Below are 20,464 nucleotides of genomic sequence, written 5' to 3' on the forward strand. Positions count from 1 at the left end.
TATTACAATGAATACGTTCGTTTTGTAATATATCAAATTTACATCCATAGAAGGGGGAGGTTAAATCTTAATGAATGAAGTGAAAAATTTTTTTCGAAGTAGAGGGTTTCAACGGTTTATCGTTTTAATAATATTAGCGTTTGTATTATACGGATTAAAAAGTATGATCAATTTAATATTAATTACGTTTATACTGACATTTTTAATGGATCGGTTTCAACGTTTTATTTCAAAGAAATTGAAAGTGAATCGAAAAATTGTTATCGCATGTTTGTATATAATATTAGTTTCCTTTATCGGCACGACATTGTATAAATATTTGCCTGTGCTAACGATACAAATTTCACAATTGATTTATCAATTTAAACTGTTTTTTCAAAATCCACCGGATAATGAGATCATTAAATATGCACTTTCGACAATTAATGGAATGGAAGTATCAAAATATATAGAACAAGGTGTAGATGTCATCTATCAATCGATAGCGAATATAGGAAAGGTGAGTTTACAAATATTATTGTCTCTAATATTAAGCTTATTTTTCTTATTAGAAAAAGAGCGTATTATTACATTTACTTCTAAGTTTAAAGAGAGTAAACTAAAGATTTTTTATGAGGAGATTGCATATTTTGGTGAAAGGTTTGCAAGGTCGTTCGGTAAAGTAATTGAAGCACAATTTTTAATTGCAGTTGTAAATTGTATCCTGACTGTCATTGCATTAATCGTTTTAGGATTTCCACAGCTTCTCGTATTAGCTGTTATGATTTTCTTATTAGGGTTGATTCCTGTTGCCGGCGTAATCATTTCACTGTTTCCACTTTGTATCATTGCCTATAACGTAGGTGGGGTTATGTACGTTTTGTACATACTAGTGTTCATTACAGTGATTCACGCTCTTGAAAGTTATTTTTTAAATCCAAAATTTATGTCTGCAAAAACGAATTTGCCTGTCTTTTATACATTTATGATTCTCATCTTTTCAGAGCACTTCCTCGGAATATGGGGGCTTATTATCGGGATACCGATCTTTATCTTTTTATTAGATGTACTTGACGTAAATAATGATAAATTGATTAAAAGCAATAAGTGATAGAAATAACCGATGTTGTCTTTTTTGAAAACATCGGTTATTTCTTATTTTTTTTTGGAGGAGGTAGTTTTATAAATTTATTTGCAATTAAAGCTATAATAACAGCAGCAAAAATAAGGACCGCGATTATGCCAATCCCCATACCTGCCCATCCTCCTATAAGGAACATACTTATCGGTATTGCTAATAAGCTTAAAATAATAAGGATCAACCCGAGATTCTTATCATATTTTTTAGTTGGAAATAGCGTTCTGATGATTAAAAAGAGAAAAAGTATTAATGACGCTACAGCTAGTAAGAGGATGACAATTGTCCAAGAATCATCCATAAAATCACTCCTTTCTATTATGGATAATATTACGGTTTAGATTGAGGGTGAACAATAAAAATATAAAAAAGCAATCCAATATGAATTGGATTGCTTTTTTGAATGAAATATACGATTAAAGAACGGGAGCCATTGTTTCTTTCAACACTTGAACAGAGTGATCGAATTTTAATTCTTCGTCTTCACTTAATTCTACTTCTAAAATTTCACGAACACCGCCACGATTTAAAACAGCAGGTACGCCGATATAAACATCTTTTTGACCGTATTGACCTTCTAAGTATGCTGAAACTGTTAATACGCTATTTTCGTCGTTTAAAATAGCTTTTGTAACACGTAGAAGTGACATACCAATACCATAATAAGTTGCACCTTTGCGCTCAATAATATGGTAGGCTGCATCACGAACATTTATGAAAATTTTGTCTAAATCTTCTTGTGTGTATGTGTTGTCTTTATCAAGAAGCGTTTGTAGTTTTTGAATACCAACTGATACGTGACTCCATACTGGAAGTTCTGTATCACCATGTTCTCCGATAATATAAGCATGAATGTTGTGTGGACCAATGTCGAAGTACTCACCTAACATATAGCGGAAACGAGCAGAGTCAAGCGTTGTACCAGAACCGATTACTCGTTCTTTTGGTAAACCAGATTCTTTCCAAGTAACGTACGTTAAAATATCTACAGGGTTTGTTGCGATTAAGAAGATGCCATCAAATCCGCTATCCATAATACTGCGAACGATTTGTTTAAAGATTTTAGCGTTTTTCTCAACTAAATCTAAACGTGTTTCACCTGGCTTTTGTGGTAATCCAGCTGTAATGACTACAAGATCAGCATCTTTACAATCTTCGTAGCTACCTTTCCATACTCTAGTTGGAGCTGGTGCAAATGGAACAGCGTGACTTAAATCCATTGCTTCTCCTTCGGCTTTTGCTTCATTTACATCAACTAAAACAAATTCTTCAGCTACAGCTTGGTTAATCATGCAGTAAGCATAGCTACATCCAACTGCACCTGTTCCTACTAATACAACACGGTTAATACCTTTTTTCATTTCACAATTCCTCGCAATTTCATTGATTTTATTATGTAAGATAATACGTCCTACTTCTATAAATTCATATCTAGTTTATTACATTTTATAAAAGATATTCAAGTATTTGAAAATGTATCCGTTCAAATTTGCGAACAAAACATAGGAATTCAGTTAACTGAATATAATTCAGTAAAATCCTTTTTAAAAGGGGAAATGGTATGGGGAATCCATTATCGATGGAACAAATGCTTCAAATTGTTCATGAAGGGCTTGCCAAAACGAATAACCCCAAACAAATTACAGTTGCCGGTGCAGGGATTTCTGGATTAGTTGCAGGTTCTTTATTGAAAGAGGCTGGACATGAAGTAACGATTATAGAAGCAAATAACAGAATAGGTGGCAGGGTGTATACGATTCGTGAACCGTTTAGTGCGGGTTTATACTTTAATGCAGGACCGATGAGAATTCCTGATACGCATGAGTTAACTTTAGCGTATATTCGTAAATTTAAACTACCGTTAAACCTTTTTATAAATAAAACTTTTGCAGATATCATTTATACGAATCATATTCAAACGAGATTGAATGTGTTTGAATATGATCCAAGTATACTTGAATATCCGGTTTTGGATAAAGAAAGAGGAAAAACGGCAGAAGAGCTAATGCTTGAAGTATTAGAACCAATACTAAATTATATTAAGAAGGATCCTAATAAAAACTGGTTTATCGTTGAAAAAAAGTATAAAACGTATTCGCTTGGTTTATTTTTAATGGAGTATTATTCGGATGGAGCAATAGATATGATTGGTGTACTTCTTGATATGGAAGCATATATGGGAATGTCTTTAATTGAAGTATTACGGGAAATGATTTTTTTTACTTCAACGGCGAAATATTACGAGATAACGGGCGGGATGGATGCATTACCAAATGCATTTTTACCACAGCTAAAGGATAATATTTTTATGTCCTATAAAGTAGAAAAAATAATACAAGAAGATAATAAAGTGATGCTGCAAGTAAAACATGAACAAACGTTAGATCCATTTACAATAACAAGTGATATTGCTATTATCACAATTCCGTTTTCGGCGTTACGATTTGTAGAAGTTCAGCCATTTCATTTATTCACTTATTTTAAAAGACGAGCAATTCGTGAATTAAATTATATTGCTGCAACTAAAATTGCGATAGAGTTCAAAAGTAGATTTTGGGAAAGAGTCGGGCAGTATGGTGGGAAATCTATTACGGATTTACCGATACGTTTTACATATTATCCGAGCTATGGCATTCAGTCACCAGGGGCAGCTATCGTTATAGCAAGTTATACGTGGGCGGATGAGGCTTTAACATGGGATAGTCTCCCGCATAGAGAGCGTATTCGTTACGCATTGAAAAATTTAGCGCAAATATATGGGAATGTAGTCTATAGTGAGTTTATAACAGGGGAATCTTTTAGCTGGAGTAAGAATACGTATTCTTGCGGAGCATTTACAGCTTTTGAACCAGGCCAAGAGCTAGAATTATTTCCTTATATTGCGTCGCCGGCTGGAAACGTACACTTTGCAGGAGAACATACAACGTTGACACATGGGTGGATGCAGGGAGCGATTGAGTCTGGAATTAGAGTTGCTCATGAAGTAAATGAAAAGTGAAGATAGAAGATATATTTACAAATTGTTATTCTTTTAATAAAATGATAAATATAAATCGTAATTATTACGCTTTGAATACGTTTGAAATAAAGAAATGGATGGTTGATCAAATGAATAAAGTGGAAATTCATATATTAGGTGGTTTTTTAGGTAGTGGAAAATCAACATTATTACAAAATTTATTAGTAGCGGAGAAGAAGAAGAATAGAAAAGTTGCTGTTTTAATGAATGAAATTGGTGAATACTCAGTAGATACAGATATTATTGGTAAAGAGAATGTGTTAAGAGAATTACTAAAAGGATGTATTTGTTGTACGTTAAAGGAAGAACTTGAAATACAATTGCATTCATTATATCAGCAAGAAAGACCAGATGTAATTTACATAGAAACAACAGGCGTCGCACATCCAATTGAAGTGTTAGATGCATGTGTATCACCAATTTTAGCACCTTTCTTAGAAGTGAAATCAATTGTAGTCGTTTTAGATGCAGTAAGATGGTTAAATCGAAGTATATTAAGTGCAAATGTGCAACAGTTACTGCATGAGCAAATGAAATTTAGTAGTCACCTTCTTATTAATAAATCAGATTTACTAACAGAAGAAGATAAGAACAAAGTACTTGAAGAAGTGAAAGCAATAAATAATCATGCGAAATTGTTTGAAACAAAATATTGTAATATATCTTTAGATGATATAGAAGAAGCTGAATTTGTGAGTGCTGGGGAACACGAGACACTTCATGTTAAACAGCATTTACATATACAAACGATGACGTATCAATTTACGAAATCGATTGATCAAGACAAATTATATGAATGGCTTTCGAATTTACCAGATAGTATTTATCGAGTGAAAGGTTTTGTGAAATTCCATGGAGATAAATACCCTCATCTATTCCAATATTCGTTTGGCGTACCAACTTTACTAGAGCAAGATTTTGGTTTCCCGACAAACTTGGTAGTAATCGGGGAAGGGCTAGATAAGAAACAATTGGTTGAAGGGTTAGAAAAGGTAGAAAATAATTAAGTGCTTTTTATGTAGGCTGCAATAATTAACTTAAGTTAATTATTGCAGCTTTTTTCGTGATGAATACTGTAATGAAACAGTATTTTCAATTGGATAACGGAATATATATTGATTGTATGTCCATTTCCATTTAATAGGAAGGTGATTATAGATTTGTGCCGAATGTAGAGGATACTACAAGAGTTTTCCATTATCTATCTTATAGTTTAAAAGTCATGATTACGGGCAGGGGAATTTGGCGTGTTTGATTCTATCAGAAAGTAAAGTATGGGGAGGATCACAATGTCGATGAAAAAACGTAAGTGGCTAAAAACGATGTTTACTGGTTGTGTTTTAGGTTCGTTATTAATAACGGCAGCTTGTTCAGGAAAGAAAACAAGTACAGAGGATGAAAAAACGATTAAGGTAGGGGTTCTTGCATCATTAACAGGTCCATTAGAATCGTATGGAAAGCAAACAGTGAACGGATTTGAATTAGGGTTAGACTATGCAACTGGTGGAACAGGAAAAGTGGAAGGGAAAAAAATTAAGTTTGTAGTAGAAGATACGGAAACGAAAGCCGATGTAGCGGTAAAGAAAGCTACGAAATTATTAGAAGAAGAGAAAGTTGATTTCTTAGTCGGATCGTCTAGTTCAAGTGATACGTTAGCGGTTTTACCACTTGCTGAAGAATATGAAAAAATTATGGTTGTAGAACCGGCAGTTGCTGATAGTATTACCGGGAAGAACTGGAATAAATATATTTTTAGAACTGGAAGAAGTTCCTCACAAGATGCGATTGCAGGAGCAGCAGCAATTGCGAAAAAAGATGTAAAGATTGCGACGTTTGCTCCAGATAACGCTTTTGGTCGTGAAGGGATTGCGGCATTTAAAGCGGGTGCGAAAAAATTAGGAGCAAACATTGTAAACGAGCAATACGCTGACACGAATTCAACAGATTTTACGGCAAATATTCAAAATATCATTAGCTCAAAACCAGATTACTTATTTATCGTTTGGGCAGGGGCAAATTCACCTTGGAAACAGTTGAAAGATATGAATGTGGAAGCGCAAGGTATTAAAGTCTCTACTGGTGCACCGGATATACCAGCATTAAAAACGATGGATGCATTAGTAGGAATGCAAGGTTTTTCTGTTTATTATCATGCACTTCCAAAAAATAAGGTGAATGACTGGTTAGTTGAAGAACATAAAAAAAGATTTAATGGTGCAGTACCAGATTTATTTACAGCAGGAGGAATGTCAGCGGCAATTTCCATTGTGGAAGCATTAAAGAAAACAAATGGTGATACAGATGTAAATACATTGATTAAGAAAATGGAAGGAATGGAATTTGATACACCGAAAGGAAAGATGAAATTTAGAGAGAAAGACCACCAAGCGATGCAGACGCTATATTCTATCACGTTGAAAAAGCAAGATGGTGTTGATTATCCGGTACCAGTGTTAGAGCGAGAATTAACGATGAAAGAGACAGAACCACCAGTTCAAAATAAATAGACTGAATTTTCTGTTGTTTTTGTATAAAGAGGTGATACCCTCTTTATACGTATTTCTTTCATACTGAAAGCTTTAAAGGGAGGGATTTCGTGACACATTTGTTAGAGACGAAAAATCTTTGTGTATCTTTTGGTGACCATCATGTTATTAAAGATGTTAATTTAACGGTACAAAAGGGAAAGCTCATTTCAATTATTGGACCGAATGGTGCCGGCAAGACAACGTTATTTAACTTACTAAGTGGACAAATTTCTCCGACGAAAGGTGAAGTGTATTTTAAAGGAAAAGAGATTACAAAATTATCGATTTCAGACCGAACAAGATTAGGAATCGGGCGCTCTTTTCAGCTTACAAATATATTCCCAGAGTTAACGGTACTTGAAAATGTACGTTTAAGTGTTCAATCATTCGTTCAAGATTATTACAGTTTTTTCCCGAATGTAGCTAAGTTAAAGCAGCAAACTGGAGAGGCGAGACGTCTTTTAAAAACAGTGCTACTTCATGAGAAAGAGGGGGTATTAGCAAAAGATTTAGCTCACGGGGAAAAAAGAAAGTTAGAGCTTGCTATGTTATTAGCATTAAAGACAGATGTATTACTGCTTGATGAGCCAACTGCGGGTATTTCAGTTGAGGAAGTTCCGGCTATTTTACAAGTGATTGAAAATATTAAAAAACATCCAGAGAGCACAATCGTACTCATCGAACACAAAATGGATATGGTACTAGGTTTGTCGGACCATCTTATCGTTTTATTTCATGGCGAGTTATTAGCGGAAGGGTTACCAGAAGAAATGATGAAAGATGAGCGTGTACAAAGTGCTTATTTAGGGGGATTATATAGTGGCTCTATTACAAGTGAATAATATAGAGACGTATTTAGATCAGTTTCATATTTTACAAGGGGTATCACTCACTGTTGAGAAAGGGACGATTACTGTACTGTTTGGAAGAAACGGGGCGGGAAAAACAACAACGTTGCGATCGGTTATGGGATTTCATCGGATAGCAAATGGTGAGATTTATTATGATAGTACGCAGGTCAATGGATTATCTACACATTTAATTTCAAGAAAAGGAATAGGCTATGTACCAGAAAATCAAGGGATTTTTCATGATTTAACAGTAGAAGAGACGTTCGCACTTGCGAGTGGAAAAGGAGAAGAAGTTCACGAGAAAATAGATTGGATGCTCGAGCTATTTCCTGATTTAAAGCAGTTTTGGAATAAGAAAAGTGGGCTTTTAAGCGGGGGACAAAAACAAATGTTGGCTATTTCAAGAGCGTTTATTAATAGTGATGGACTATTGCTTATTGACGAGCCAAGTAAGGGGCTATCACCAATTATGATAGAAAAATTAATGGTAGCAATTTTGAAAATGAAGGAGAAAACGACTGTTTTACTTGTTGAACAAAATTTTATGATGGCTAGTCAAATCGGTGATTATTTTTACATTATGGATAATGGGCGTATTGTGCATAAAGGTTTTATGAATGAACTGCGAGAGGATAAAGAAACATGTCATAAATATTTAGGTATTTCTTAACATTGATACGGGGGGATAGAACGTGGATGTGTTAATTAACTTATTTGTAAACGGCGTTTCAACCGGGATGCTTATTTTTTTATTAGCATCAGGTCTTTCACTTATTTTCGGCCTAATGAGCGTTTTAAACTTTGCACATGGTGGTTTATTTGCATGGGGAGCTTTTACAGGCGTTTGGTTATTTAATATGACAGGTAGTTATGTGTTAGCGTTAGTTGGAGCGGTTGCTATGGGAATGTTGCTTGGTTTTATTTTAGAACGATTTCTTATTAGGCCAGTGTATGGAAACCATGTTCGCCAGCTACTCGTTACACTCGGAGGAATGCTCGTTCTTAGTGAGTGTATAAAAATATTTTGGGGACCGAATCCAATTAGTGCAAAGTTACCGATATGGTTACAAGGTAGCTATACATTTGGAGGGGTTATATTAATAAAATACCGGTTGTTCGTTATTTTAGTTGGGATACTAATTTACATTGCTCTACTATTACTACTCAAAAAAACAAAGATAGGTCTTATGATCCGCGCTGGTGTAATGGATAAGGAGATGGTTCAAGCACTCGGCATTAACGTGAAAGCTATATTTTCGTTCGTCTTTCTATTAGGAGCAGGAATGGCAGCGTTAGGTGGATTCTTATTTGCACCATATTCAGGCGTTGTTTTCGCCGAAATGGGTATGCAATATGCAATTTTAGCTTTCATTGTAGTAATAATTGGAGGGTTAGGTAGCGTCCAAGGTTCAGCAATCGCTTCTTTAATTGTCGGATTAGCCGGAGCTTTTACAGCATATTTCATGCCAGATTTATCACTTGCAATCAATATGTTAATGTTACTGTTTTTCTTAATAGTGAAGCCAACTGGACTTGTTGGTGAAAAGGGGTGAAATGGTGAACAACACATCGAATCGAATTAAAGTATACTTCGGAGTATTTATGCTCATTTGTTTAAGTGTATTTCCGTTCGTAAATGATTCACGGAGCTTGTTAATTTTGTTCACTCAAATCTTCATCTTTGCTATTTTTGCAATGAGTTTTGATATATTGCTTGGTTATACAGGAATTGTATCGTTCGGCCACTGTATGTTCTTTGGAATAGGAGCATATGGGGTAGCACTTTTATTCGATCGACAAGGTGTATCAATAACAAACTTTTTCATAGGTATAATAGCGGCAATTATCGTTTCAGCAATCGTTAGTTATATAATCGGCTTGCTTTCTTTACGGTTGAAAAGTCATTTTTATGCAATGTTAACGCTCGCTATTTCACAGTTGTTTTTCGTACTTGCTGAAAAATGGCGTGGGCTAACTCACGGAGGAGATGGATTTACATTTGGAGTACCAGAAATATTCCGTGATCGTTTTACATTTTATTATGTAACGTTTATATGTTTAATCAATATTTTCATTTTGCTACGTCTTTTCACCAAATCTTCAATTGGGAAAGTATTAAAGGCAATTTCACAAAATGAACAAAGAGTTGAAGCACTTGGTTATAAAGTTCTTCATTATAAAATTATCGCAAGTGTAGTGGCGGGAATAGTTGCAGCGATTAGCGGTGGTCTATTCGTCATCACATTACGCTTTGTAAATACCACTGTATTTTCAATTGAAATGACGTTAAATGCATTATTAATGACAATGATTGGAGGGGTTGGAACGTTAATCGGAGCCATTGCAGGAGCTGGTATCATTGAATCACTAAAATATTATTTATCAGAATTAGCGACGGAGTATCCGATTTTTGAAAGATGGACGATTATTCTAGGGTTATTGTATATAATCGTGTTACTAGTTTTTCCGAAAGGATTAGTTGGAACGGTTAAGCAGTTGAAGAGTGTTAAAAGGAGTAAGAAGGAGAAAAGCGCAGGTGTGGAGCAGAACGTGTGAAAAATCAATTGTATATAAAAAAAACCCCTCTTTTATATACGTTCAAGAGGGGTTTTTATTTTGAAAAAAGTTTGTAAACAAAGTCATTCTATTACTCAAATAGTTCATCAGGGGTATGCTTAATAAAGTTTCGATTCGTAAAAAAATGAACAGCTAATTTCTCTATTGGAACATTTTCAATTGTTACTAACTTATCATTTTTAATCGGTAAAAAAGCTATCCCATTTCCCTCAACGATAAATTCTTCCATAAGCGAATAAGAATCTAACTGTTGAAGTTGGCGCTGAGATAGATTGTTTTCTTTTAAAAATTGTATTGTCTTATTTCTAAAAGGGCACTTCTTGTCATTACTAACGAAGAAAAGTTCTTTTGAATAGTCAATGGTACACTTTTCTTTCGCTTTTAATAAACCTACAGAAATTGAAGTGGTGAATACTTTTTTAAACGCTGCGTCAGGATAATCCTCATAAGTTATGACCATATCAACTTTTTGTTGCTGTAACAGTGTTTGTAAGTGGCTACTACTTTCAATGTATAGTTGGTAACTCCTAAAATTTTCTTTAATGCGCATACTTAAATAATTTGTCAAAATAGATTGTGATGTCGCAATTACATAAGAAGAACCACTCGTTTTAATTTCATTTTTTGCTTCTTCTAACAGAGTTAATATTCTATTCGTGTAGTCTAATAAAATGTCACCAGAAGGTAACAATGAAACACCTTTGTTATCTCTATGTAGTAATGGTGTTTCTAACTCTTGTTCTAATTTTTTTATTCGCTCCGTTATATTCGGTTGCACATAACCTAGCTCTTTAGCAGCTTTACTAATAGAGCCTTCATTCGCTACAGTTTTAAATATGATAAGATCATTTATTTCCATTCATTTCAGCCCCTTATACGGTATCATTATAAATGATACCAAACATAATTTATACCTATTTTACGTTAGTTAGCCATCGGTTTATCATTATGTATATAAGATTGAAAGTGAGTGATAAACATGATTGGAATGCAATATAAGGTTATTTTGCCAAAGGATTATGATATAAGGATTATTAGAGAAAGGGTAAAAAAGAATGGTCATAAAACAGATGGTTTTCAAGAGTTGAATTTTAAGGCCTATTTAATTACTGAGGCAGGTAAGGACAGGAATTTCTATAATTGCTATGCACCTTTATATATTTGGAATGGTCATGAAGGGATGAACAAATTTATCTTTGAAGGGTATTACGATAATATTTTACAATCGTTCGGGTGGCAACAAATAAATATAGGTGTTCCATTCGTTGTTAATGTAAGTAATGACTTTAGAAAAAGTAGATATGTTGTTGAATATGTAGGGAGTATTTCTCAAATGGATTCATTGATTGGGGCTCAATTTAATATTTCGAATCAGAATGTCCAGAATACAGAAAATTGTATAGGGAATGTAATAGTCTATAACCCAGATAAGTGGGGATATAGTCATTTTGATTTTTATGAAGAAAAGCCTGAAATTGAAGCAATGAAGGATATTACAATATATGAAGTTCTACACATTTCACAGTAGATGTGGAATTGAAATATAGATTAATTATTTATAAAAAATCCATTTTGATTCAAGTAAAAAGGTTCAAAATGGATTTTTCTTGGTTATCTTATGTATACTCAAAACAAATTACTGCTTTTCTTAATTCTTTATTGAAGAATAAGTATATACGATCTGCACCATAAGCTTGAAAATAATATCCTGTAACAAATCCAACATACGTAAATGGATGACCATATTCATCTTTTGGCACATATAGAAGATTAGTATAGTCAAAAGATTCAAATCTTCAATTAATTTATAGACCTGATGTTATGTCTAAGGAGGAAGTAAAAGTGGAACTTAAGTAATTTATCCCGTAAAAGCCCGATGGGTGTAAACAAGGGTCTCTTATGCAAACCTATACAAGTTTTACATGAAGACGGTAATCTTGAATGAATTTACGGTACGATAAAAGAAAATAATAGGTTAGATGGTGTGAATTTCAAACATACCGTTTTGGAAAACAAAAATAAATGCATGATAAGGATTAGGCGTTGGAGCTTAATCCTTTTTTTATGGAGATGTAGAGAATGGTAAGTAGACCTAATACTACACGAGTAATACCTTTGGTTAAGTTCAAGTAAGTTGAGTTATATAAAAAAATGTAATTATCACTTGCATTAACATCACTTGCGTAGTAAAGTGATAATAAGATAAACGCTAGGAAGTGATAAAACATGCGTGATAATACGATAGGATCGTTAATATGGTTACGTTTAATACGATTTACGAATCAAAGTAATCAAATGTCAAATGAATTTTTAAAACGGTTTGATTTAACGACAGCCCAATTTGATGTCCTTTTGCAAATACGGACATATCAGCCGTTGACACAAATGGAGTTAGCTGAAAAGGTTACTGTTACGCAAGGCGGTATTTCTCGAATGTTAACTCGTCTTGAAAAAGAAGGATATATTGTGCGAAAACAAGATTGGAAAACAAAAACAATTAGTCTTACAGAGCAAGGAGAAGCAGCTTTAGAGAGAGCATTGCCAGAGCAACTTGCATTTCAATCTTCGTTTTTTGATGATGTATTAAATGAAGAAGAGCAGAAAATATTATACGAGCTGATGACGAAAGTTCATAAGCATAGTGAAAAAAAAGAATTACCGCAAGAGTAATTTTTTTATACTATCAATTGACTAATCAAGTGAGGGCGTAGGTAATACGGAGATACACTTGACTTACCAACGTTTTTAGAAAAAAACTAATACTACTTTATTAAAGGGGAGAGTAACTATGGAAAAATACCGTATAGATACAAGAAAAGGAATTGAGTTTGGATTATATTCAATCGGTGATCATGTTTTAAATCCACATAATGGGGAGAAAATTACGCCAGAGAAAAGAATTCACGAACGAATTGAAACAGCTAAGTTAGCAGATGAGGCAGGGCTTGATGTGTTTGCTGTCGGCGAAAGTCATCAAACACATTTTACAACGCAAGCTCATACAGTTATTTTAGGGCGGCCGCGCAAGCTACGAAAAATATAAAAATTGCAAGTTCCGCAACGATATTAAGTACATCTGACCCAGTTCGAGTATATGAGGATTTCGCTACCATTGACTTGATTTCTAATGGTCGTGCTGAAATCGTAGCTGGTCGTGGATCTCGTATTGGAGGATATAGTTTACTTGGTTACGATGTAAATGATTATGAAGAGTTATTTGAAGAGAAGATGGATCTTTTATTAAAAATTAATAAAGAGGAACATGTCACATGGAATGGGCAGTTCAGAGCACCACTTGAGCATGCTTCAGTTATTCCTAGAGCTAAAAACAATAACCTGCCAATTTGGCGTGCGGTTGGTGGACCGCCAGCTAGTGCAATTAAAGCAGGACGTGCAGGTGTGCCAATGATGATAACAACACTTGGTGGTCCAGCAATTAACTTTAAAGTGTCAGTAGATGCTTACCGCGAGGCTGCTCAGCAAAGTGGATTTGATCCAGCTAGTTTACCAGTTGCGACAACGAGTTTATTTTATACGGCAAAAAATTCACAAGATGCACTTAGTGAATATTACCCTCATATTAATGCTGGTATGCTTACACTGCGCGGTGGTGGGTATCCGAAACAGCAATTTACAAATGCAATAGATTACCGTGATGCTTTAATGGTTGGTAGCCCACAACAAATCATTGAGAAAATGCTTTACCAATATGAATTGTTTGGCCAACAACGCTTTATGGCACAAATTGATTTTGGCGGTGTACCATTTGATAAAATTGAGAAAAATATTGAATTAATTGCTACTGAAATTTTACCAGCCGTTAGAAAACATACAGCAAAATAAATAAAAAAACTGAGAGTCTAATTGACTCTCAGTTTTTTATTTGTTCTGGAAAAATGACAAAAAAATGAACTTTTAGTCGAGGGAGAGGGAAGCTATTTTTCTATTTTTGAATAACATTATTTCGAGTTTGAATTTTGAAAATACATTTTTCTCTTGACAAAAAATAAGCATTTATCCAGGGTGGTTTCGAGGACATTTTTCCGGGTGAAAGTCAAGTGTATGAAGAAAAAACGATTGTTTTATAGATATAAAAGTAAGCCGTATATTGAAAAAACACATTCTGCTAATGAGAAAAATCTGATTCAAAAAAATGACAAAAGACATATTTCAGACAAAATGATGTCAATAATACGTCAAAAATAACCTGAATTTACTATGCAGGTATATTATACAATTCGATTAACGAATCAAAACACTACAGAAATAGTGAAAAGATAAAAATAGCATTGCAATAGTTTGAAAAACTGAAATTTTGCATTTTTCGACAATACATACAAGATGTTTTTGTCTTTTCGCATTTCTTAATAATTGAGTTTTTTAAGATTGCTCAATTAATTTTAATTATAAAAACTATGAAGGAAGTGATTTTAGTATGGAAACGCTCGAATTGGCACGAATACAGTTCGCATCAACAACGATTTTCCATTACTTTTTTGTTCCGCTGTCAATTGGTTTAGCTTTTATTATTGCAATAATGCAAACGTTGTATGTGGTAAAAGGACAAGAAGTATATAAGAAGATGGCGAAGTTTTGGACGCAATTATTCCTTATTAACTTTGCAGTAGGTGTAGTAACAGGTATTTTACAAGAATTTCAGTTTGGTATGAACTGGTCCACATATTCACGTTTCGTAGGTGATGTATTTGGTCCATCACTTGCAATTGAAGGATTACTAGCATTTTTCATTGAGTCTACATTTTTAGGTTTATGGGTATTCGGTGAAGATAAACTACCGAAGCGAATTCACTTACTATGTATTTGGCTCCTTTCAATTGGAACAATGTTATCAGCGTTTTGGATTTTAACTGCAAGTGCATTTATGCAGTCACCTGTAGGGTATGAAATGGCAGCAGATGGTCGTGCGCAAATGAATGACTTTTTAGCGATTATTCAAAATCCACAATTATGGGTACAGTTCCCGCATACAATTACAGCGGCAATTGCAACAGGTGCATTCTTTATTGCGGGTGTAAGTGCATGGAAAATTACAAAAGGACAAGAAACTGTAGTATTTAAAAAATCGTTCCGAATTTCTATCATTGTTGGAACGATTACAACAGCGCTTGTATTGTTCTTCGGTCATGCACAAGCACAACAATTAATTAAGACACATCCAATGAAAATGGCTGCAGCTGAAGCGCTATGGAATACGAGTGAGGATCCAGCGCCATTTACAGTATTTGCGAAAATTGATACAGAGAAGAAAGAAAATTCATTTGAAATTCAAATCCCTTATATGCTAAGTCTATTGTCGTATGATAAGTTTAGCGGTCAAGTTGAAGGGATGAATCAAATTCAAAAACAATATGAAGAAAAATACGGACCTGGAGATTATATTCCTCCAGTGCATACGATGTTTTGGAGTTTTAGAGCAATGGTAATGAGTGGAACATTCATGTTACTTCTAGGAGCTTACGGATGGTTCTTATCAAGAAAAGATCGTTTAGCTGAAAAAACGTGGTATTTAAAAGTAATGGTGTATGCAATTTCTCTTCCGTTCATCGGTAATACAGTAGGATGGATTATGACTGAAATGGGTCGTCAGCCTTGGGTAGTATTTGGTGTAATGAAAACAGAAGATGCTGTATCACCCAATGTAACATTCGGTGAAGTATTATTCTCACTTATTTCATTCACATCAATGTATTTAATTATGGGTGGAATTTGTGTGTACTTATTTGTTCGTACTATTAAGGGACATACGAATAAGAAAACGAAAAAGGATTATCAAAGCCATGATCCATTTGATAAGGAGGAAGAGTATGTTATCTCTTAATGAGTTGTGGTTTTTAGTTATTGCAATCTTATTTGTTGGATTCTTCGTACTGGAAGGTTTCGATTTTGGTGTAGGAATGGTTTCAAGGTTTTTAGGAAAGAATGATTTTGAAAAACGAGTTTACTTGAATACAATAGGACCGTTCTGGCACGCGAATGAAGTATGGCTTGTTTGTGCTGGTGGCGCTATGTTTGCGGCATTTCCGCACTGGTATGCAACTTTATTTAGTGGTTTTTATGTTCCCTTTGTATTTATGCTACTTGCTTTAATTTTAAGAGGTGTTTCCTTTAAATTCCGGGCGAAAATAGATAATCATAAATGGAAGAGTGCATGGGATTGGGGTATGTTTATTGGAAGTATGCTACCTCCGATCCTTTGGGGAGTTGCGATTGCAAACTTTATGGTAGGTGTACCTATCGATGAGAGTAAAAATGTTGTAGGTGGATTCTTGCAATTACTTCATCCATTTGCGTTACTTGGAGGAGTAATGTTCCTTCTGCTATGTATTGTTCATGGACTACAATTCCTTACAATACGTACAACGGGTAAATTGAGAGAACGTGCACGAATTGCTGCAATAAAAATTGCACCATTTTCATTAATAACACTTCTTATTTTTGCTGGTATAGGGTTATGGAAAACCGATATTTTCACTGCCCATGGTACAGAATGGATTATGGTACCAATTGGAGCTTTTGTAGCACTATTAGCGTCCACTTTATTAAATAAAAGAAGAAGAGATGGTTGGGCTTTCTTTATGACGAGTTTAACAATCATTTTACTAAGTGCGAGTGTATTTATCGGTATGTTCCCACGTGTTATGATTAGCTCTTTAGGAGCAATGAATGATTTGACAATTTACAACGCAGCATCAGGAGCTTATGCATTAAAACTTATGACTTACTTTGCGATTGCTATTTTGCCTTTCGTTATCGGAAGTCAAATATGGAGTTATTATGTATTTAGACAACCTGTTAAGTCAGACAACGATTTGGAGTACTAATGAAAAGAAAAAGAGGACTTCCGTCTTATCCCGGTAGCCGTATGTTATATGTAGCGTTAACGATTATTAGTATTTTAGAAGCTTTTAGTATTATTGCGCAAACAGTGTTTTTAGCGAGAGCTATTACGTTTTTATTTAATGGAGAAACAGTGCAATCTGTGTTGAATGAAACTGTTTATTTTGGGGTCATGTTTGCAGCGCGCCACATGTTGGTTCGAATATCACAAATTTTAGTGGAACGTTTCGCTGAAAAAACAGGATCGTTGCTAAGAAAGCAATTAATAGAGGCATATTTCACGTTAGGACCAAGATATGTTCAAACTGTCGGAACAGGTCATCTGGTTACCTTATCGATTGAAGGGATTGAAAAATTTAAAACATATATTGAATTGACAATCCCTAAAATGATTAGAAGTAGTATCGTTCCGGGATTAATTGTACTATATGTTTTTACGCTGGATATTAAGTCTGGAATCATTTTAGTTGTAACGATTCCTATTGTAATCATATTTATGATTCTTTTAGGATTAGCAGCGCAGAAAATGGCTGATAGTCAATATGAAACATATCGTGTACTTTCTAATCATTTTGTAGATACGTTAAAAGGGTTAGAAACATTAAAGTATTTAGGGAAAAGTAAACAGCACGAAGGAAAGATTGAAAAGGTTAGTAAAAGATATAGAAAAGCAACGATGCGTACTTTGCGAGTTGCTTTTCTTTCTTCTTTTGCATTAGATTTCTTTACAAGTTTATCAATTGCGTTTGTGGCAGTAGGTTTAGGAATTCGTTTAATAGATGGAACGATTCTTTTATTGCCTGCTCTTACAATATTAATTTTAGCTCCGGAATATTTTCTACCGATTAAGCAAGTTGGAGCGAATTATCATGCTACATTAGATGGCCAACTTGCGATGGAACAAATAGAGGGAATTCTACAGCAACAAAAAGAAATAGAAAAGAAAGATTCAAATGTAGATATAGTATGGAATTCTTCAAGTAGCTTGAAATTACAAGATGTAAAAGTAAATAACGATGAATCTAAAAAGGCTATATTAGAGGGAATTGACTTTGCTTGGCAAGGTAACGGTGCTATAGGCATTATTGGTGAAAGTGGGGCAGGGAAATCAACGTTAATCGATGTGTTAGCAGGATTTCTCTATCCGTCCGGTGGGAAAGTGTTAGTAAATGGTGTGGGAATTGACGGATCTACTCGTGAAGATTGGCAAAAAAATATTGCTTATATTCCACAGCAACCATATATTTTCCCACTTTCATTAAAAGATAATATTTGTTTCTACGAGACAAATACAACGGATGAAGAAATGAAGAAAGTTATTCATGATGTAGGGCTTAGCTCACTCATTGCATCTCTTCCAAATGGAATGGATGAAAGAATTGGAGAAGGTGGACGTATGCTTAGTGGCGGACAAGAACAACGTGTCGCTATGGCGCGTGCACTTTTAAGTAAAAAACCAATCATTTTATTAGATGAACCTACGGCGCATCTTGATATTGAAACTGAATTTGAAATAAAGCAATCGATGTTACGTCTGTTTGAAGGTAAGTTAGTATTTCTTGCAACACATCGTCTGCATTGGATGAAACAAATGGATCATATTTTTATTTTAAATAAAGGGGAAATTAAAGAAAGTGGAACGTATGAAGAACTGTTAAAGAAAGAGACATTACATTTTCATAGGGAAGAGAGGGGAGAGAAATGAGTAACTGGATTAAACCTTATATACAGCAAAATAAAGGTAGAATGACTTTAACTATTTTCCTTGGGCTTCTTGGAGTTAGTTCAGGTGCGATGTTACTTTTTATTTCAGGTTATTTAATCTCTAAATCTGCTCTTAGACCAGAAAATGTAATGGCTGTATATGTTCCGATTGTTGCAACACGTGCGTTTAGTATAGGGCAAGCTGTTTTCCATTATATAGAGCGTTTAGTGGGACATGATGTCGTACTACGCATATTAGAACGAATGAGAACGAAACTATACAGAATAGTAGAACCACAGGCGTTATTTTTTCGTTCCCGATTTCAAACGGGTGATGTGTTAGGTGTACTATCCGAAGATATAGAGCATTTACAAAACCTATATTTACGTACAATATTCCCTAGTATATTAGCACTAGTTGTATATAGCATTTTCGTACTTGTTATCGGTACATTTGACTTCGTATTTGCACTGATTGCTGGTTGTATGTTAGCTATTATCGTTTTTCTTCTTCCATTCGTATCATTACTATTGATGAGGCGACATCATGTTACTTTAAAGCAGGGAAGAAGCCGTTTGTATCAACAACTAACAGACGCAGTCTTTGGATTATCGGATTGGCAGGCAAGTGGTCGAAAAGATGAATTTATTAATGAGTATGTAGAGCAAAATGATCGATTGTTAAAAACAGAGAAGAGATTGAAACGCTGGTATCATATTCGAGACAGTCTCATTCATTTAGTAGTAGGTATTGTAGTTATTTCAATGATTATATGGACTGGGAATGAAGCGGCAAGTGAACAGATTGCACCTACAGTTATCGCGGCCTTCGTATTAATGACTTTATCTGTAACGAATGCGCTTATTCCGATTTCAGATGCCATCGATCGAATCCCATCTTATGTAGAATCTGCTCATCGTCTGAATCGTGTAGAAAGTGATAGTGTTTTACATGATGAAATGGATTTGCATGAAGATAAGGATTACGGTGCACCAAAACATGTAGATATTGAACTGAATCATGTATCGTATAGTTATCCAGACAGTAACGAGACTGTATTAAAAGATATATCGTTACAAATAAAAGCAGGAAAAAAAATTGCCATTTTAGGTAGAAGTGGGACAGGGAAATCTACTTTACTAAAATTGTTAACAGGGGCGTTAAGTCCGGTACATGGACAAGTTTTATTGAATGGTGAACAAGCGCATACGAATCTTTTATCCAAATATATTTCCGTATTAAATCAAAAACCGCATTTGTTCGATACGACAATTGGAAACAATGTGCGAATCGGTAAACCAGAGGCTAATGATGAAGAGATATGGAACGCTTTAGAGAAAGCACAATTAGCTTTGCATATCGCTTCTCTTCCAGATGGATTACAAACAAAAATGCATGAAATGGGGAAGAGATTTTCTGGTGGAGAAAGACAAAGGGTTGCTTTTGCTAGAACGCTTATGCAAGAAGCGCCGATTATTGTATTTGATGAACCTACTATCGGGTTAGATCCAAAGACAGAGTTATCTTTAATAGAAACAATGTTTTCTGCAACGGAAGAAAATACAGTCATTTGGATTACGCATCATCTTGTAGGAATTGAACATGTAGATGAAGTTATATTCCTTGATCGTGGTCAAATTGTAATGCAAGGAAGTCATGAGCAATTACTTAAAGAAAATGAGAGATATCGTATGCTTTATGAGCTAGATAAAGGAATATAATTTGATTAAGTACTTATCGTAAAAATAGCTGCACCTTATGGTGTAGCTATTTTTTGTTAAGAAATATATATTCATTTCAACGTATAGA

Annotated in this window: 17 protein-coding genes and 3 pseudogenes; 16 read left to right on the forward strand and 4 right to left on the reverse strand. The window is 34.5% G+C overall.

The window, feature by feature from the left end; translation table 11 throughout:
- Window positions 1-70: 70 nt before the first annotated feature.
- The gene (locus BTOYO_RS22620; protein ID WP_001006567.1) at window positions 71-1,090 is read left to right on the forward strand and encodes an AI-2E family transporter; all 1,020 of its coding nucleotides are present in this window, start codon (window positions 71-73) and stop codon (window positions 1,088-1,090) included.
- Between the two features lie 37 nt (window positions 1,091-1,127).
- Here BTOYO_RS22620 and BTOYO_RS22625 read toward each other — a convergent pair whose 3' ends face one another.
- Both BTOYO_RS22625 and BTOYO_RS22630 read right to left on the reverse strand, forming a co-directional pair.
- Window positions 1,128-1,418, reverse strand: coding sequence for a YesK family protein (locus tag BTOYO_RS22625; protein ID WP_000342830.1), 291 nt, complete (start codon window positions 1,416-1,418; stop codon window positions 1,128-1,130).
- A 115-nt stretch (window positions 1,419-1,533) separates the two neighbouring features.
- Window positions 1,534-2,478 carry an L-lactate dehydrogenase gene (locus BTOYO_RS22630; protein WP_000715319.1) on the reverse strand — a complete coding sequence of 315 codons (945 nt, stop codon included), beginning with the start codon at window positions 2,476-2,478 and terminating at the stop codon, window positions 1,534-1,536.
- Window positions 2,479-2,678: 200 nt separating this feature from the next.
- Here BTOYO_RS22630 and BTOYO_RS22635 point away from each other — a divergent pair, with 200 nt between their 5' ends.
- From BTOYO_RS22635 to BTOYO_RS22665, 7 genes are all read left to right on the forward strand, one after another.
- Window positions 2,679-4,115 (forward strand): flavin monoamine oxidase family protein, encoded by a 1,437-nt coding sequence (locus BTOYO_RS22635; RefSeq protein WP_000528022.1) that lies wholly within the window; start codon window positions 2,679-2,681, stop codon window positions 4,113-4,115.
- 110 nt (window positions 4,116-4,225) lie between these two features.
- Window positions 4,226-5,143, forward strand: coding sequence for a CobW family GTP-binding protein (locus tag BTOYO_RS22640; protein WP_001044962.1), 918 nt, complete (start codon window positions 4,226-4,228; stop codon window positions 5,141-5,143).
- A 282-nt stretch (window positions 5,144-5,425) separates the two neighbouring features.
- Window positions 5,426-6,643 (forward strand): substrate-binding domain-containing protein, encoded by a 1,218-nt coding sequence (locus BTOYO_RS22645; RefSeq protein WP_000062008.1) that lies wholly within the window; start codon window positions 5,426-5,428, stop codon window positions 6,641-6,643.
- A gap of 89 nt (window positions 6,644-6,732) precedes the next feature.
- Window positions 6,733-7,506 carry an ABC transporter ATP-binding protein gene (locus BTOYO_RS22650; protein WP_000149304.1) on the forward strand — a complete coding sequence of 258 codons (774 nt, stop codon included), beginning with the start codon at window positions 6,733-6,735 and terminating at the stop codon, window positions 7,504-7,506.
- Window positions 7,484-8,185 carry a branched-chain amino acid ABC transporter ATP-binding protein gene (locus BTOYO_RS22655; RefSeq protein WP_001196711.1) on the forward strand — a complete coding sequence of 234 codons (702 nt, stop codon included), beginning with the start codon at window positions 7,484-7,486 and terminating at the stop codon, window positions 8,183-8,185. Before BTOYO_RS22650 ends, BTOYO_RS22655 begins: the two co-directional genes overlap by 23 nt.
- Before the next feature lie 22 nt (window positions 8,186-8,207).
- A complete protein-coding gene (locus tag BTOYO_RS22660) occupies window positions 8,208-9,068 on the forward strand; it encodes a branched-chain amino acid ABC transporter permease (RefSeq protein WP_000382809.1) in 861 nt (286 codons plus the stop codon).
- Window positions 9,069-9,117: 49 nt separating this feature from the next.
- Window positions 9,118-10,071, forward strand: a complete 954-nt coding sequence (locus tag BTOYO_RS22665; RefSeq protein WP_002093784.1) for a branched-chain amino acid ABC transporter permease — start codon at window positions 9,118-9,120, stop codon at window positions 10,069-10,071.
- Between the two features lie 91 nt (window positions 10,072-10,162).
- Here BTOYO_RS22665 and BTOYO_RS22670 read toward each other — a convergent pair whose 3' ends face one another.
- A complete protein-coding gene (locus tag BTOYO_RS22670) occupies window positions 10,163-10,951 on the reverse strand; it encodes a LysR family transcriptional regulator (protein WP_000404971.1) in 789 nt (262 codons plus the stop codon).
- Between the two features lie 120 nt (window positions 10,952-11,071).
- Between BTOYO_RS22670 and BTOYO_RS22675 the strand changes: the two genes are divergently transcribed.
- Entirely contained in the window at window positions 11,072-11,620 is a 549-nt protein-coding gene (locus BTOYO_RS22675; protein WP_000579879.1) for a DUF4865 family protein, read from the forward strand.
- A gap of 88 nt (window positions 11,621-11,708) precedes the next feature.
- On the opposite strand, the pseudogene BTOYO_RS22680 reads toward BTOYO_RS22675, so the two are convergent.
- A pseudogene (locus tag BTOYO_RS22680) lies at window positions 11,709-11,882 on the reverse strand (siderophore biosynthesis protein); the annotation flags it as partial.
- On the opposite strand from BTOYO_RS22680, the pseudogene BTOYO_RS28285 reads away from it, so the two are divergent.
- The 7 genes and pseudogenes from BTOYO_RS28285 to cydC all read left to right on the forward strand — a co-directional run.
- Window positions 11,878-11,949: pseudogene (locus BTOYO_RS28285) on the forward strand (DUF4352 domain-containing protein); the annotation flags it as partial. The pseudogenes BTOYO_RS22680 and BTOYO_RS28285 sit on opposite strands and share 5 nt — an antisense overlap.
- A gap of 369 nt (window positions 11,950-12,318) precedes the next feature.
- Window positions 12,319-12,762 carry a MarR family winged helix-turn-helix transcriptional regulator gene (locus tag BTOYO_RS22685; RefSeq protein ID WP_001205523.1) on the forward strand — a complete coding sequence of 148 codons (444 nt, stop codon included), beginning with the start codon at window positions 12,319-12,321 and terminating at the stop codon, window positions 12,760-12,762.
- A 118-nt stretch (window positions 12,763-12,880) separates the two neighbouring features.
- Window positions 12,881-13,935: pseudogene (locus BTOYO_RS22690) on the forward strand (LLM class flavin-dependent oxidoreductase).
- A gap of 592 nt (window positions 13,936-14,527) precedes the next feature.
- Entirely contained in the window at window positions 14,528-15,931 is a 1,404-nt protein-coding gene (cydA, locus tag BTOYO_RS22695; protein WP_000448866.1) for a cytochrome ubiquinol oxidase subunit I, read from the forward strand.
- A complete protein-coding gene (gene cydB / locus BTOYO_RS22700; protein WP_000950090.1) occupies window positions 15,918-16,934 on the forward strand; it encodes a cytochrome d ubiquinol oxidase subunit II in 1,017 nt (338 codons plus the stop codon). The genes cydA and cydB overlap by 14 nt, the downstream gene beginning before the upstream one ends.
- Window positions 16,934-18,655: a thiol reductant ABC exporter subunit CydD gene (cydD, locus tag BTOYO_RS22705; protein ID WP_000824053.1), complete on the forward strand. Its 1,722-nt coding sequence runs from the start codon at window positions 16,934-16,936 to the stop codon at window positions 18,653-18,655. The genes cydB and cydD overlap by 1 nt, the downstream gene beginning before the upstream one ends.
- Window positions 18,652-20,376, forward strand: a complete 1,725-nt coding sequence (gene cydC / locus BTOYO_RS22710; RefSeq protein ID WP_000073465.1) for a thiol reductant ABC exporter subunit CydC — start codon at window positions 18,652-18,654, stop codon at window positions 20,374-20,376. The genes cydD and cydC overlap by 4 nt, the downstream gene beginning before the upstream one ends.
- Window positions 20,377-20,464 lie beyond the last annotated feature (88 nt).

It is taken from the genome of Bacillus toyonensis BCT-7112, from assembly GCF_000496285.1.
GTDB classification, from domain to species: Bacteria; Bacillota; Bacilli; order Bacillales; family Bacillaceae_G; genus Bacillus_A; species Bacillus_A toyonensis.

Excerpts from the sequence above, each read along its gene's own strand:
- BTOYO_RS22675 (WP_000579879.1), top strand. The coding sequence starts at position 11,072 with ATGATTGGAATGCAATATAAGGTTATTTTGCCAAAGGATTATGATATA.
- BTOYO_RS22670 (WP_000404971.1), bottom strand. The coding sequence starts at position 10,951 with ATGGAAATAAATGATCTTATCATATTTAAAACTGTAGCGAATGAAGGC.
- cydB (WP_000950090.1), top strand. The coding sequence starts at position 15,918 with ATGTTATCTCTTAATGAGTTGTGGTTTTTAGTTATTGCAATCTTATTT.
- cydC (WP_000073465.1), top strand. The coding sequence starts at position 18,652 with ATGAGTAACTGGATTAAACCTTATATACAGCAAAATAAAGGTAGAATG.
- BTOYO_RS22645 (WP_000062008.1), top strand. The coding sequence starts at position 5,426 with ATGTCGATGAAAAAACGTAAGTGGCTAAAAACGATGTTTACTGGTTGT.
- BTOYO_RS22620 (WP_001006567.1), top strand. The coding sequence starts at position 71 with ATGAATGAAGTGAAAAATTTTTTTCGAAGTAGAGGGTTTCAACGGTTT.
- cydD (WP_000824053.1), top strand. The coding sequence starts at position 16,934 with ATGAAAAGAAAAAGAGGACTTCCGTCTTATCCCGGTAGCCGTATGTTA.
- cydA (WP_000448866.1), top strand. The coding sequence starts at position 14,528 with ATGGAAACGCTCGAATTGGCACGAATACAGTTCGCATCAACAACGATT.
- BTOYO_RS22625 (WP_000342830.1), bottom strand. The coding sequence starts at position 1,418 with ATGGATGATTCTTGGACAATTGTCATCCTCTTACTAGCTGTAGCGTCA.
- BTOYO_RS22630 (WP_000715319.1), bottom strand. The coding sequence starts at position 2,478 with ATGAAAAAAGGTATTAACCGTGTTGTATTAGTAGGAACAGGTGCAGTT.
- BTOYO_RS22665 (WP_002093784.1), top strand. The coding sequence starts at position 9,118 with ATGCTCATTTGTTTAAGTGTATTTCCGTTCGTAAATGATTCACGGAGC.
- BTOYO_RS22635 (WP_000528022.1), top strand. The coding sequence starts at position 2,679 with ATGGGGAATCCATTATCGATGGAACAAATGCTTCAAATTGTTCATGAA.
- BTOYO_RS22640 (WP_001044962.1), top strand. The coding sequence starts at position 4,226 with ATGAATAAAGTGGAAATTCATATATTAGGTGGTTTTTTAGGTAGTGGA.
- BTOYO_RS22685 (WP_001205523.1), top strand. The coding sequence starts at position 12,319 with ATGCGTGATAATACGATAGGATCGTTAATATGGTTACGTTTAATACGA.